Annotated in this window: 8 protein-coding genes; 3 read left to right on the forward strand and 5 right to left on the reverse strand. The window is 40.5% G+C overall.

Going from position 1 to position 14,233, the window contains the following annotated elements; all coding sequences use genetic code 11:
• Positions 1 to 115 precede the first annotated feature (115 nt).
• Positions 116 to 3,673 (reverse strand): pyruvate:ferredoxin (flavodoxin) oxidoreductase, encoded by a 3,558-nt coding sequence (nifJ, locus tag MoGM_RS09805; protein WP_104369896.1) that lies wholly within the window; start codon positions 3,671 to 3,673, stop codon positions 116 to 118.
• A 56-nt stretch (positions 3,674 to 3,729) separates the two neighbouring features.
• Positions 3,730 to 4,917 (reverse strand): ATP-binding protein, encoded by a 1,188-nt coding sequence (locus tag MoGM_RS09810; RefSeq protein WP_104369897.1) that lies wholly within the window; start codon positions 4,915 to 4,917, stop codon positions 3,730 to 3,732.
• A 130-nt stretch (positions 4,918 to 5,047) separates the two neighbouring features.
• Between MoGM_RS09810 and MoGM_RS09815 the strand changes: the two genes are divergently transcribed.
• Both MoGM_RS09815 and MoGM_RS09820 read left to right on the forward strand, forming a co-directional pair.
• The gene (locus MoGM_RS09815) at positions 5,048 to 6,127 is read left to right on the forward strand and encodes a hypothetical protein (RefSeq protein ID WP_104369898.1); all 1,080 of its coding nucleotides are present in this window, start codon (positions 5,048 to 5,050) and stop codon (positions 6,125 to 6,127) included.
• Positions 6,124 to 7,776 (forward strand): glycoside hydrolase 43 family protein, encoded by a 1,653-nt coding sequence (locus MoGM_RS09820; RefSeq protein WP_104369899.1) that lies wholly within the window; start codon positions 6,124 to 6,126, stop codon positions 7,774 to 7,776. The genes MoGM_RS09815 and MoGM_RS09820 overlap by 4 nt, the downstream gene beginning before the upstream one ends.
• A gap of 685 nt (positions 7,777 to 8,461) precedes the next feature.
• Here the strand turns inward: MoGM_RS09820 and MoGM_RS09825 are convergent.
• The 3 genes from MoGM_RS09825 to MoGM_RS09835 form a co-directional block, all read right to left on the reverse strand.
• Positions 8,462 to 11,080 carry a glycosyl hydrolase gene (locus MoGM_RS09825; protein ID WP_104369900.1) on the reverse strand — a complete coding sequence of 873 codons (2,619 nt, stop codon included), beginning with the start codon at positions 11,078 to 11,080 and terminating at the stop codon, positions 8,462 to 8,464.
• A gap of 18 nt (positions 11,081 to 11,098) precedes the next feature.
• Positions 11,099 to 12,337, reverse strand: a complete 1,239-nt coding sequence (locus tag MoGM_RS09830; RefSeq protein ID WP_104369901.1) for a rhamnogalacturonan acetylesterase — start codon at positions 12,335 to 12,337, stop codon at positions 11,099 to 11,101.
• 94 nt (positions 12,338 to 12,431) lie between these two features.
• Positions 12,432 to 13,064 carry a hypothetical protein gene (locus MoGM_RS09835; RefSeq protein WP_104369902.1) on the reverse strand — a complete coding sequence of 211 codons (633 nt, stop codon included), beginning with the start codon at positions 13,062 to 13,064 and terminating at the stop codon, positions 12,432 to 12,434.
• 246 nt (positions 13,065 to 13,310) lie between these two features.
• Between MoGM_RS09835 and MoGM_RS09840 the strand changes: the two genes are divergently transcribed.
• The gene (locus MoGM_RS09840; RefSeq protein ID WP_104369903.1) at positions 13,311 to 14,183 is read left to right on the forward strand and encodes an RNA polymerase sigma factor RpoD/SigA; all 873 of its coding nucleotides are present in this window, start codon (positions 13,311 to 13,313) and stop codon (positions 14,181 to 14,183) included.
• The last annotated feature ends 50 nt before the right edge of the window (positions 14,184 to 14,233 follow it).

Consider the following 14,233-nt stretch of genomic DNA (forward strand, 5'->3'; position numbering starts at 1 on the left):
AACGAATAAAAGAGAAAGAATTAAATTGTACAGATAAATATGTGGATTTTATGTAATAAAAGAGGGAGATCCTGATATCAGGATCTCCCTCTTTATAAGTATAAGTGCTATTTAATTAAGCGTTGTCACTCCAATCCATTTTAGTCATGCGCACATAGCTCTGATAACGTTTCTTTGCCATGTCTTCACAAGCCTTGAACAAGTCTGCGGCTTCATTCGGGAATTGCTTCATTACAGAAAGGAAACGAACCTCACCCTTCAGATAATCCTGGAAGTTTTCCCATGCGGGTTCTTTTGAGTCGAGAGAGAACGGATTCTTTCCTTCCTCTTCAAGAGCGGGATTATAACGCCACAAGTGCCAATATCCGCAAGCTACAGCTGCTGCCTCCTCGGCCTGAGCCTTGCCCATACCTTTCTTCAAGCCATGGTTGATACAAGGTGCATAAGCTATAATGATTGACGGTCCGGGATATGCCTCTGCCTCACGTATTGCCTTCAAACACTGGCTCTGGTCTGCGCCCATTGCTATTTGCGCAACATATACATAACCGTAGGTCGTAGCAATCATACCGAGATCCTTTTTACGAACACGTTTACCAGAAGCAGCAAATTTAGCAATGGCACCAAGCGGTGTCGCTTTTGAAGACTGGCCACCAGTATTTGAATAAACCTCTGTATCAAGAACCAATATATTAACATCTTCACCCGATGCTATCACATGGTCAAGACCTCCATAACCGATATCGTAAGAAGCTCCATCACCACCAATTATCCATTGTGAACGCTTAACAAGATAGTGGGAAAGTTCTTTCAACTTAATACATGTTTCACAACCTTGTGATGCACCTTCCTCTATCATCGGATTGAGTTTTGCGGCGGCAGCCTTACTTGCATCAGCGTCTTCCTTGCCGTCAAGCCATTCCTGAGCGGCAGCCTTAAATTCGGCAGGAACTTTATCATCTGAAATAGCGCCGTTAAGAAGTTCTACAATGCGTGCACGCATCTTCTTGTTAGCCAATGTCATACCGAGGCCGAACTCGCAGAAATCTTCAAACAGTGAGTTCGCCCAAGCCGGTCCCTGTCCTTTGTCATTTGTTGTATACGGAGTTGAAGGTATGGAACCGGAATAGATTGAAGAGCAACCTGTAGCATTAGCTACAATCTCACGGTCGCCAAACAACTGTGAAATCAGTTTAACATAAGGTGTTTCACCACAACCGGAGCATGCACCGGAGAACTCAAACAGAGGTGTTGCAAACTGAGAGTTCTTGGGACTCTGTTTGATATCAACCAAATTCTGCTTACTCTTAACATTCTTAACACAATACTCCCAATTTGCGGCCTGGCCAAGTTCGCCTTCCAACGGAACCATATTAAGTGCCTTGCCTCCTGCTTTTGGATTACCGGGACATACATCAACACAGTTTCCGCAACCCAGACAATCCATTACACCTACTTGCATACGGAACTTCATTCCTTTCAGAGCAGCCGGAGCCTTGACATCAAGTGTTGTAGCATCGAAACCGGCAACCTCGTTCTCATCCATAACAAACGGACGGATACAAGCGTGAGGACATACATAAGCACACTTATTACACTGGATACAGTTTTCGGGAATCCATGTTGGAACAAATGCGGCCACACCACGCTTCTCATAAGCTGATGTACCTTGAGGCCATGTTCCATCTTCAATGCCTTTAAATGCAGATACAGGCAGCAAATCGCCATTTTGTGCATTGATAGGACGCACAACTTCATTTATGAATGCCGGATCAGCATTCTCCTTAGCTGCATCAGCAGGAAGATTTGACCATGCAGAATCGACAACCAACTCTTTATATTCACCTCCACTGTCAACAGCGGCGTAGTTCTTGTCCACAACATCCTGCCCCTTCTTGCCATAAGACTTAACGATGAACTTCTTCATCTGCTCAACAGCCAAATCTACCGGAATAACTCCGGTAATGCGGAAAAACGCACTTTGAAGAATTGTATTAGTACGGTTGCCCAAACCAATTTCCTGCGCAATCTTTGTGGCGTTGATATAATATACCTTTATATTATTGTCCGCAAAATATTTCTTTACCTTATTAGGCAAATTAGCGGCCAATGTGTCACCTTCCCAAATCGTATTAAGCAGGAATGTTCCGTTCTTCTGCAATCCACGGGTCACATCATACATGTTTAGATATGCCTGGACATGGCAAGCAACGAAATTGGGGGTATTAACCAAATATGTTGAACGGATAGGATTGTCACCAAAGCGCAAATGGGAACAAGTGAAACCACCGGATTTCTTAGAGTCATAAGAGAAATAAGCCTGACAATGCTTATCCGTATTATCACCGATAATCTTAACAGAGTTCTTGTTTGCTCCAACAGTACCGTCTGCACCGAGACCATAGAATTTTGCCTCAAACATACCCTCACCGCCCAGTGCTATTTCGTCTTTCTTGGGCAAAGAAGTGAATGTCACATCATCTACGATACCGATTGTGAAATGATTCTTCGGCTCACTAAGCGCAAGATTTTCATAAACGGATAGTATCTGTGCCGGAGTTGTATCATTAGAACCAAGACCATAACGTCCTCCAACGATAACAGGAGCATTCTCGACACCATAGAACGCTTCCTTGACATCCAGATACAATGGTTCGCCATTGGCACCAGGTTCTTTAGTCCTGTCAAGAACAGCAATTCTTTTTGCTGTCTTTGGCACGGCTGCTAACAGGTGCTTAACAGAGAACGGACGGTAGAGGTGAACAGAAACCATTCCGACTTTCTCTCCTTGTGCGGTGAGATGATCTATGGCTTCACGCGCTGCTTCAGTTGCCGAACCCATAAGTATGATTACGCGCTCGGCGTCTTCAGCACCATAGTAATTGAACAAACCGTATTTACGTCCTGTAATCTCAGAGATTTTGTCCATGTATTCTTCAACGATAGCAGGAACTGAATCATAGTAAGAATTACATGACTCACGGTGTGCAAAGAATGTATCAGGATTCTCTGCCATACCACGAGCAACAGGACGCTCGGGGGTCAATGCGCGGTGACGGAATTCCGACAAGGCATCTTGGTCTACCAGAGGAGCCAGATCTTCATTTTCCAACATCTCAATTTTCTGAATTTCATGAGATGTACGGAAACCGTCAAAGAAGTTCAAGAACGGTACACGGCTCTTGATCGTTGCCAAATGAGCGACACCGGCCAAGTCCATAACTTCCTGTACAGAACCTTCCGCCAACATGGCAAATCCTGTCTGACGGCAAGACATCACATCCTGATGGTCGCCGAAAATACAAAGAGAATGTGAGGCCAAAGTACGTGCAGACACATGGAAAACACAAGGAAGGAACTCACCTGCAATCTTATACATATTCGGAATCATAAGCAGGAGGCCCTGTGATGCCGTATATGTAGAAGTCAGAGCACCGGCTTGCAAAGAACCATGAACAGCACCGGCAGCACCACCTTCCGACTGCATCTCCTGTACGAGAACTGTTTCTCCAAAAATATTCTTACGACCTTGTGCGGCCCATTCATCCACATACTCAGCCATTGTTGAAGACGGAGTAATGGGGTAGATGGCAGCCACTTCTGAAAACATATACGAGATATGCGCAGCGGCTTGATTACCATCACATGTGATAAACTTTTTTTGTTTTGCCATTTTAATAGATAAAATATTTAAATGAATAATTTATTTAATTGATACTTGTTTTATTTCTAATATAAAAATCCCAACAACCATAGCGGTATTTGATTTCCTTTTCCTATTTCCGTATTATATCTTGCGTAAATAACATCCGGGCTGTATCTGATTCTTGCCTGTGAAGTTGCGTCACAAATCCTGAATTTCAGATTTCCATCCACTGTGTAATGACAATCCCTGATGCCTTGATTTATTATGTGGTCTTTCCACATCGAATTTACGAAAAACGTCTCCATCGTATCCTGTGTCTCCACTTTTATCGGATATATGGCATACATAAGGTTGGAATTGTGCATCATCACCTTTGAAGGCTTTTGCGGATAGTCATGTCCCACTGGATATATAATATTAATCAGTCGTGCCTCAGCCAAATTCTTTATATAGTTCATTACCGTGGCTCTGCTCGTCTCTATATCATTTGCCAACAAACTTATATTGGGTGCTTTCGGACCGTCTATAGCCAAGTGATAAAACAGTTTTTTTATTTTCGTAAGATATTTCAGTTCAATCTTCTTCACAAGCAATATGTCAACCTCTGTCATCATATTCATTGTCTTCAACAAATTTTCAGAATAGTTGCGATGCTCCTGAAAAAACGGGTAAAAACCATGATGGATATAATCATTGAAGTATTTTCCTGGAGAAACTTTCGGCAAAATCTTCTTTACTATTTGTTCATGGCTATCCAATATCTCGTCAAGCGTATATGGCTCAAAATTATTTCCTGTCTGCAAATTTATGAATTCCCGAAAAGAGAAACCACGTAGATTATAACTTTCCACAATACCGTTAAGCTCCGGATTTTCCTCTTTAAGACGCATTACGCTCGAACCGGTAAACACGATTCTCAGGTTTGGATAATTATCATAGCATTTACGCAATTCTTTGCTCCAATCAGGCTGTTTGAATACTTGATCGATTAACAGTACGCGCCCACCGTTTTTATAGAACTTTCCTGCAAAATCGGCAAATCCACGCCCTTGAAAATAGAAATTATTCATATTGACATAAAGACACTGCCGATCTGTCAAGTCGAAGTTCTCTTTGGCATATTGTAACAGGAAAGTAGTCTTTCCGACTCCTCTCGTACCTTTTATGCCAATCATACGAGCCGACCAATCAATCTCATCCATCAATGTACGACGAACAGGCGCATTCGTATGCTCAACCAAATACTTGTGAGTTCTAAAAAAAACTTCCATTCCTATTTGCTTATGTTAATTAGCTGCAAAGATAATGATTTAATTCGTAAATTGCAAACTCAATATTACAAATTATCAAAAAAAATTATTAAATTTGTCGGCAAATATTACAAAATTACAAACTACTTGCATGACACTGCATGTCTTCAATCCGGAGCATGATATTGCTTTGGCACAAAACACAATCAATTTTACCGCACCGCAAGCCGCAAAATGCTTGCGGAAAGATATCGGCTTCATTGCCGCCTTATGGGCTAATGATGGAGATTACGTATTGGTGGAAGATACCGATCGTGCAAAAAAGGCTTTTTATCAATTTACTTGCGAGCTTGCCGAAACCGGTATAGACCGTACATTCCATGGAGTGGAATTTATTTCCAATGATATGCTTCACTCTTTACAGATTGACAATATCACTACATGGGGATGGGATTTTGCCATAAGAAATGAACTAATGAGAAACGGAATCGATAGCAGACTATTACCGGAACCAACTGAAGTTAACATTATCAGGCAGTTATCTCATCGTTCGACAGCCGCATCGGTACTCAAATCTATAAACTTGCCAGACACTGTCGGTATAGCATATACATGTATGACTGAGGGTGAGGCTTTCGGTCACGTCTCAGATTTCGGGGCGGCAGTCCTTAAAGCTCCATGGAGTTGTAGTGGGCGCGGGCTGCGATTTGTATCTCCCGCGGATATTACGCCGCATATTGTAGGATGGGTTAGAAACATAATAAAGAACCAGGGTTGCATTATCATTGAACCTCATTACGATAGAATATGCGACTTCGGCATGGAATTCCGGTGCGCCGAAGATGGTAAAATCGTTTATGATGGACTGTCCGTTTTCAATACCGAGCACGGCTCTTATACAGGAAACATCATTGCGACGGAATACTTTAAGGAAAGCATGCTAACACATTATGTTTCAAAGCAATTACTTGATAACATTAAAGAAATGATACAATTTAAATGCGGCGAGATATACAGTGGTAAATATTGTGGGCCGTTTGGTGTTGATATGATGATAGTACGGGAAAATAATACAGGAAAATGCAAAGTTCATCCGTGTGTGGAAATAAATCTCAGACGGACAATGGGACACGTCGCACTGTCTTTATCACAATATGCCGACAACAAGACAAAACCACTTTTTTGTATTGAGAAAGACAAGAATTACCAATTAAAACTTAATTTTATATGAAAAAATTACCATTATTACTAATCTTTTCGGCACTTACCCTAAGTTCTCAGGCGCAGTACCGTTCTGAAGTATGGTGTCCGGATCAAGGCGACGGAACCTACATTAACCCGATTATCAATGCGGATTACAGTGACCCTGACGTTTGTGTCGGTGCTTCAGGAACAGATTTTTACCTTACGGCCAGTTCGTTCAACTGTATTCCCGGTCTTCCCATTCTACACTCGAAAGATTTGGTCAACTGGGAAATTATCGGCCATGCGCTTACAGAGCTGACACCTAAGGAAGTCTTTGACAAAACCGCTCACGGCATGGGCGTATGGGCACCAAGTATCAGGTATCATAACGGAGAGTATTATATCTATTGGGGAGATCCCGACTATGGTGTATATATGGTAAAGACAAAAGATCCGGCAGGGAAATGGGATGATCCAGTTCTGGTGATTGCCGGCGAAGGAATGATAGATACGACTCCGCTGTGGGACGATGACGGCCGTTGTTATCTTGTAAACGGATGGGCCGGAAGCCGCGCCGGATTCAAGAGTATTCTCTCGGTACGTGAGTTGTCTCCCGACGGAACCAAAGCCATCAGCGACCCCGTTATTGTTTTTGACGGAAACAATGAACATCGGACAGTAGAAGGACCTAAGTTTTATAAACATGACGGGTGGTACTGGATCATGGCTCCTGCAGGCGGTGTTCCTACCGGTTGGCAATTGGCTATGCGTTCGAAAAGCCCTTACGGTCCTTATGAGCATAAGATAGTCTTGGCTCAAGGCAAAACGAATATTAACGGCCCGCACCAAGGAGGATGGGTACATACCGCACAAGGAGAAGATTGGTTTTTACATTTCCAGGACAAGGGAGCATACGGACGTGTTGTTCATCTTCAACCGGTAAACTGGGTCAAAGGATGGCCGGTAATGGGTAAAGCCAAGAATGGAGAATTATGCGGAGAACCAGTGACAAGATATAAAAAACCGAATGTAGGGAAAACATATCCTATTCAGAATCCTGTTGAAAGCGATGAGTTCAACAGTGTGACATTAGGCAAACAATGGCAGTGGCATTCCAATTATGATCAAAGATACGGTCAACCGACTCCATACGGCTTTTTCCGTATGTATACACATAAGCTGAGTGACAAGTTCGTAAACCTTTGGGAAGCCCCCAATCTATTGCTCCAAAAAACACCAGCGGACTCTTTCACGGCCACGGCAAAAATAAAATTCGCCGCTAAAAAGGAAAATCAATATGGCGGCATTATCATGATGGGACTCGATTACAGTGCACTTGTGGTAAAAAGAGTGGGGGACAAGTTTCAACTTCAACAGATCACATGCCAGAAAGCAGACAAGAACAAGCCGGAGACAGTCAAAGTCATTGCCGAGTTAAATCCTACTGACAAGGATAAAATCAACTACGAACCGGCTATATATGAGGAAATATATCTGCGTCTCACTGTAAAAGAAGGTGGCATACTTACGTTCGCATACAGCAGGGACGGCAAAAAGTTCAAAGCGGCAGGCGATGAGTTCAAGATGCGTGAAGGCAAATGGATTGGTTCTAAATTTGGCTTCCTTGCCGAAGAACCGGCTGGAAAAGGTGTGACAGGATTCATGGATATTGACTGGATTCGTGTGACAAAATAATAAAATTAAAATTCATACAAACCGGAACGAAATAAAATCCCGCTTGTCTTGCATATCGCTTTACTGAGGCGATGCTAATTCAAGCGGGATTTTATCTATATGTAAACATAATGTCAAAGAAAACGATTAGTTATAAGTATGTGTTTACGCAAAAAATATTTAAAACGCATCCTTTTATACATTAAAATTTGATTTAAACCAGAGTAACATATGCGCCATGGATAGATTTTATGCGTTTGGCATCCCGTCATACTCTATTTAGCAACTAATCACAACGCAACGAGTATCCCAATACATTGCAAGGAGTATCCCGTTGCAATGCATTTAGATGCTTATTATAACTACAAAAGCCCCAATAAAGCCGGCTATACATACCCGATTGGAATGTATAGCCGGCTTTATTGGGGCTTTATCCACAAAAGTATTAAAACCATTATATTATATATCCATATAGTATATAGGATCGTTTTTATCAAAATTCAAGGTTGCGAACAAACTGTTTAAGTTGCCACGTCTTTTTGTTTTGTAAATAAATATCATTATCTTCATACATTTGTCTTTTTGTTTAGTCCTGCAAATATACATCATAATATACTATAATACAAATTTTATCACGATACAATTTAATATATAGAAAAGAGAGCCGCAAGCAATAATGACTCACGGCTCTCTTTTAATTGTGGGATTATTTATATTGATATAAAACGACATTTGAATTGAGTCCGCTTTCAACCGGTGCCCAATTTTCATATCCGGATTTCTTGTATTTTATACCTACCACATTTATATCTTTAAACTTGCGCCATTTCACTCCCTTGCGGTCAAGATCTGAAATTCTGTTGGCCGGAAGATTCGTAACTTCGATACGTACAACATTGTCACCTTTCTTAAAAACATTTCCACAATTCAAAGTGAAAGGCACAGACCATGCGCATCCGATAAATTTACCGTTAATATACACTCTCGCACTTTCTCTCACATCACCCAAATCAATCATCCAGTCGGCTTTTGCCTCCTGAGCCGTCATATATACATGTGTTGTATATGCTCCAGTTCCCATTGTGACCTTTACAGAATCATCGTCGAGAGTCTCCCATGTCTGTAATTTATCCAGTTTGAAACTCTTGGATACAGCGGGAGCGCTGTTGCAAAATTCCAAATCCCATTTACCGTTAAGGATTTTTCCCATTCCTGCAATTTCTGTTTTATGCTCAACTGTAGCTCCATTTTGTTTGGCATTATATGTTTGCAAAATCATGGATTCACCACTTTTTAGATTGATAAATATACCGTTGTCATCTGTATCCGTAGCATATATTTCACCATTTAGAGGATTAAACCATCTGGCATCGACATAACTTACGGTCAGTGGAATGCGGGTTTTTATGTCATTGGGAGATAAGTTGGCTATGAAATAATGATGTCCGGTGTCGTTCTTGCGGCGTATCATACGCAATCCGTACTTGCTCTTCATTGTCTCAGCCTTGGCTGCCTTGGCCATATCTGCCGCAGAAGTCCCGTATATAATCACTGCTCCTTGGGATTTTAGCATATCAATATGCTCACGAACCTTTTGGGGCATACGTCCGCTACCGGGTATTATGAGTGCATGATAGCGAGTTCCGGCCGCTGTTTCAAGCATACCGTTTTTATAAGACGTGCCCATCAGGTATTTCTCACTAATGTAATCACAGTCATATCCGGCCTTGTCTATTTCAATGATACTCTTTATAAATTCAGGCGCTTTCTTTGCCATCGAGTGTATGTCAAACTGCATTAACAACGAGCCCGGGCCTTTCCCTTTACGCTCTGCCCACATATCCCGTATCGGGAGATAAACGAGGAAATCGTTGTCTGGCTGTCCCATTTGCAAAAAACTCTGGCAACGCTCTATATACTTCATGAAATAAGGAGCATCATGCCAAATGCTGTTGGTCGGACTCATATCTATCGATGCATAAAATTTCCATCCAGGCCAGACATCATTTTTGGGTGAATAGCATGTACCATGAAAATACATATTATTTACGCCGCATGTAAACATCAGGTCGATATCAGGTTTGCATTGTGATAAAGAAGTGCGGAAATGTTCTGTAAGCCATGTGAATGTCTCGCTGCTCACCAAGGTCTTTCCATTGATATGGGCAGCAGAGGAAGCATATTTCAACATTGAGACATCGCTGTCGTTCTTTTTTGTGAAACCGGTATCCCGGCGCAAGCCTTTTATACCAAATTCCGAAAGGCCGAAACCTTCAATTTCCGGAATATCAACAGCCGAATAAACATCAATCAGGTTTGCCGGAGACCCATGAGCCTGATTACGTGTTTTCGCTCCATGCTTATGTGCCCAAGCTGTCCACTGATTAGTAAAATTCTCCAGCAACAGGTCACTTAGGGTCTCTCTATAATCTACAAGCACTTTATTGTCTTTATCTTCTACTTCGCCAAGCAACTCCAACAGATGCTCTTCCAATTTATAACCACGGCGAGCCTCAAACTCTTCAAACAGACGTGGAGTCCAGTTCGCCTTATAAACTTCATAGGAATCGTTAAAGAAAGAGTTGGGGTAGGGCACCTTATTGCTCTCGAATGCCTTATCGAACATTTGAAGATAATTAGCCACGGCATTTTTATCAAAATGGTCCATGACATATCCCTCACCACCAGGAGCGGCACGTTTTACTTGCTGACGTGTACGTGAACAATATGCAGATATAATTCTAAAACTCTGTTTTTTCGGAGCTTTCTTCCATGTTACAATACCGTTCGCATCTGTCATTGAGGTAAGGTCAACAACCGTTCCATTGCCATATGCCATGACTCTGCTTAATTTTGCGAACGGCTTCTCTTTTGCATCTGTCACACTAATGTTCACTCCGCCGCGGAGTTCTTTGCCGGTAACAGTAATATCCGTATGGACTAATTTTGCGGCAGCCTCATTTATTGGAACATTCGGACCGCCAAACGGCCAGCCCGTGCCATTGTTCATGTCAATAAGAAGACCGTTTTTGTTTCCTTCTGATTTAACAAACCTGAATGCTTCCATCCAGGGTGAGGACAGGAAACGCAACTCATTCTTCTCATTACCTTGAACGCCATATAAAGGAGTAACTTCCAATGCTCCGATACCGACTTTGGAATACTCTTTCATGTTCCATTCTAAATCATTCTCATTCACAGCCGATCCAAGCCACCACCAACGTGCACCGGGTTTTGCCTCAATCGCAGTAACAGGCCATGATTGGGCGGCCGCATTTCCAGCGACAAACATCAAGGCCATAATTGTCATAAATCTATTTTTCATTATCTTTATTTGTATTATTTAATTTCCATCAGGTTTCTTCAAATCCTCTGTCTTAGACGGACTCCATTTAAATGTTTTCCAATCATCCGGATGACTTGGATCAAAATCCTTGAAATCATTTCTAAGATATTTCAACAGTGGAAGATTAAGTCTCTTCATTCCCATAACAACCATTTTTGCTACTTCGTATGCACCATACGGATTGAAGTGGGTATTGTCAGCAAGCTCCTTTTCCTGTCCTGAAAATGTATTCGCAGGATAATGTACTAACGAGCGCTTACTATCCTCGTATCCAAGAGCTTCAAAGAATTCACGTGTCATTTGATTTAAGTCTATTACAGGAACATCCTCCCTTTCTGCAACAGCTTTCATAGCCGCAGGAAAATCACCATGAGTATCTATAATATGCTTCTTGGTTTCATCAAAACGACGGCGTTGGGTAGGGGTACAAAAAATAATCGTAGCTCCCTTAGAGCGCACGTTATCGATAAAAATCTTTAAGTTCCTGGAATAATGATACCATGCTCCGGAACCAGGCCCCTTCTCTTTCTCATCATTATGCCCGAACTCACACACTACATAATCACCAGGTTTCAATGTTGACATAATCTTTATCAAACGATTTTGTGCGATAAAAGAACCTGCCGTCAATCCACTTTCTGCATGATTGGCTATAGCGATATTACCATCAAACCATCTCGGAAACATTTGTCCCCAACTGGCCCACGGCTCATTATTTTGATCTACAACAGTCGAATTACCGCATAAATATACGGTGGGACAACTATCATCTCGTTCTATATGGATGCTTCTGACAGCCGGAGCGTCACCATTGAATTCCAATGTCAACTTATCGTCCCAGTTCAGATAATCTTTTTCACGTTCTTTAATCCGTACTTTAGATTTATCATTGATTTGAGGAGAGCGTTTATTTATCACAAATTCATAAACAGCTGTTTTTCCTTTGGCTGTGGCAACATTCTCAACTAACAACCGACGGCTCTCCGCACGAATGGTTGTCATGGCTTTCTTTTTCTTTGAGCCAATCTCAACTTTTACTTTATAATTACCATCCGGAACTTTTACTGAAAAATAAAAAGGAGACTTACTTGTTGTATTGGGAGCTGGTAATATATCATATCCGTATCCAATTGAATCCGAATAGACATTTTGATTTTGCGTCATGTCAAAATCAAATGTTTGTGCCAATGCCATTAATGGGACATAAGCGATTAAAGTTAATAGTTTTCTTTTCATTTGTTTTTATTGATTTAAATAATTTGTTTATGCAATGTTTTGATATTACTATTTATCATAATGCCCATTATCTAAAAAAAATAACGACATGATTTCATGTCATTATTTTTAATACTCTCATCAACCATTTTATATCATCCCAACTAAAATCAGGTGCTTGCATCAACGTATTGAGCTGCGTTCGTTTATTCTTTGAGATTTTCTTTGTAATAGTCCGCTCATGAACTTTTATTATCTCACCATTTAGCTCGTAATAATAATAATTGACAAGAGGATATTCATTTATATCAGATAAATCCATTGTTGATACATTAACATAAGAACCCAATTCCAAATTTGTTATTTGCTTATTATTCAAGATCTCTGATTTATATGCTTCCAAATCTATCAATGTCGCACATAAAAGTTTATTATCTTTCAGTGTGTCAACAATATACGCCAATATCGTATCAACTTTGAGGTATGTGCGGTCTGCGAAATCAACTTTTTTCACATTCTTCATCTCTGCCTGCATGGTTGTTTTCCCATGTTTATATAACAAAGCACCATTTGCCATAAAAACATTAACAGCCTCCTTCTCTATAACTTTACCAGTTTCTAAAGTTATTATTGCAGGTTTAAATTGGGGATAAGCAGTAGTTAAACGACTTGAATCAGTAGCTTTCTGCGCCAACAATGATATTGAAAAAAATACAACTACAATAATCAATAAAGATATTTTTTTCATGTATTTTTAATGTAATTAGTAGCTTAATTATATATAATTTTGGATTGCAAATATACGTTATATATTTCTAAAATAATAGGATAGACACAACAGCTTACCATTTTTTGTGTGTTTTTAACTTAAATATTTATATATGGATATACACTGTATTCGGTTTTTTTGTAATTTTGCAACGTTTTTTGAATATAATTATTACACACATTTTATCATCAAAAATTTAATTTTAAATTACATATAAATTAAGCAATGAGACAATTAAAGATCCAAAAGAGCATTACCAATCGTTCCAGTGAGGCATTGGACAAGTACCTTGTTGAAATAGGACGGGCTCCTCTAATATCTATTGATGAGGAAATTGAGCTTGCCCAAAAAATTCGAAAAGGAGGTCCGGAAGGTGAGCGCGCTAAGGATAAATTAGTTACGGCAAACCTTCGGTTTGTTGTGTCTGTTGCTAAGCAATATCAGCATCAAGGTCTCAGTCTGACGGATCTTATTGATGAAGGAAATATCGGACTTATCAAAGCTGCGCAAAAATTTGATGAAACAAGAGGATTTAAATTTATTTCTTATGCGGTATGGTGGATTCGTCAAAGCATATTGCAAGCCATAGCTGAGCAAAGTCGTATTGTTCGTTTGCCATTAAATCAAGTTGGCTCATTGAATAAAATAAATCATGAAATCAACAAATTTGAACAAGAAAATCAACGTCATCCATCTGTGGCAGAATTGAGTGAGGCTACAAATCTAGATGAAGAGAAAATCGGGCAAAGTCTAATGGCTGACGGGCATCATGTATCTATCGACGCTCCTTTTCAAGATGGAGAGGACAACTGCATGTTGGATGTGATGGCAAGCGGAGATGACAGCCGTACAGACCGCCATGTTGATCACGAATCAATGGCACAAGAACTTAACAGTGTGCTTAATAAAGTACTGAAAGAAAGAGAAATAACAATTATTCGTGAATGTTTTGGAATCGGATGTCACGAAAAAGGTTTAGAAGAGATTGGAGACCAATTGGGATTGACTAGAGAAAGAGTACGTCAAATACGTGAAAAAAGTATTGCCAAACTTCGAGATAGTGGAAATGCGAAGATTCTTATGAAATATTTAGGATAAAGCTTCTGAATATTTTTGCAAGATCAATTTTTTATTATTATTTTTGGACT

The organism is Prevotella sp. MGM1 (assembly GCF_002933775.1).
Taxonomy (GTDB): domain Bacteria; phylum Bacteroidota; class Bacteroidia; order Bacteroidales; family Bacteroidaceae; genus Prevotella.

Excerpts from the sequence above, each read along its gene's own strand:
- nifJ (WP_104369896.1), bottom strand. The coding sequence starts at position 3,673 with ATGGCAAAACAAAAAAAGTTTATCACATGTGATGGTAATCAAGCCGCT.
- MoGM_RS09810 (WP_104369897.1), bottom strand. The coding sequence starts at position 4,917 with ATGGAAGTTTTTTTTAGAACTCACAAGTATTTGGTTGAGCATACGAAT.
- MoGM_RS09815 (WP_104369898.1), top strand. The coding sequence starts at position 5,048 with ATGACACTGCATGTCTTCAATCCGGAGCATGATATTGCTTTGGCACAA.
- MoGM_RS09820 (WP_104369899.1), top strand. The coding sequence starts at position 6,124 with ATGAAAAAATTACCATTATTACTAATCTTTTCGGCACTTACCCTAAGT.
- MoGM_RS09825 (WP_104369900.1), bottom strand. The coding sequence starts at position 11,080 with ATGAAAAATAGATTTATGACAATTATGGCCTTGATGTTTGTCGCTGGA.
- MoGM_RS09830 (WP_104369901.1), bottom strand. The coding sequence starts at position 12,337 with ATGAAAAGAAAACTATTAACTTTAATCGCTTATGTCCCATTAATGGCA.
- MoGM_RS09835 (WP_104369902.1), bottom strand. The coding sequence starts at position 13,064 with ATGAAAAAAATATCTTTATTGATTATTGTAGTTGTATTTTTTTCAATA.
- MoGM_RS09840 (WP_104369903.1), top strand. The coding sequence starts at position 13,311 with ATGAGACAATTAAAGATCCAAAAGAGCATTACCAATCGTTCCAGTGAG.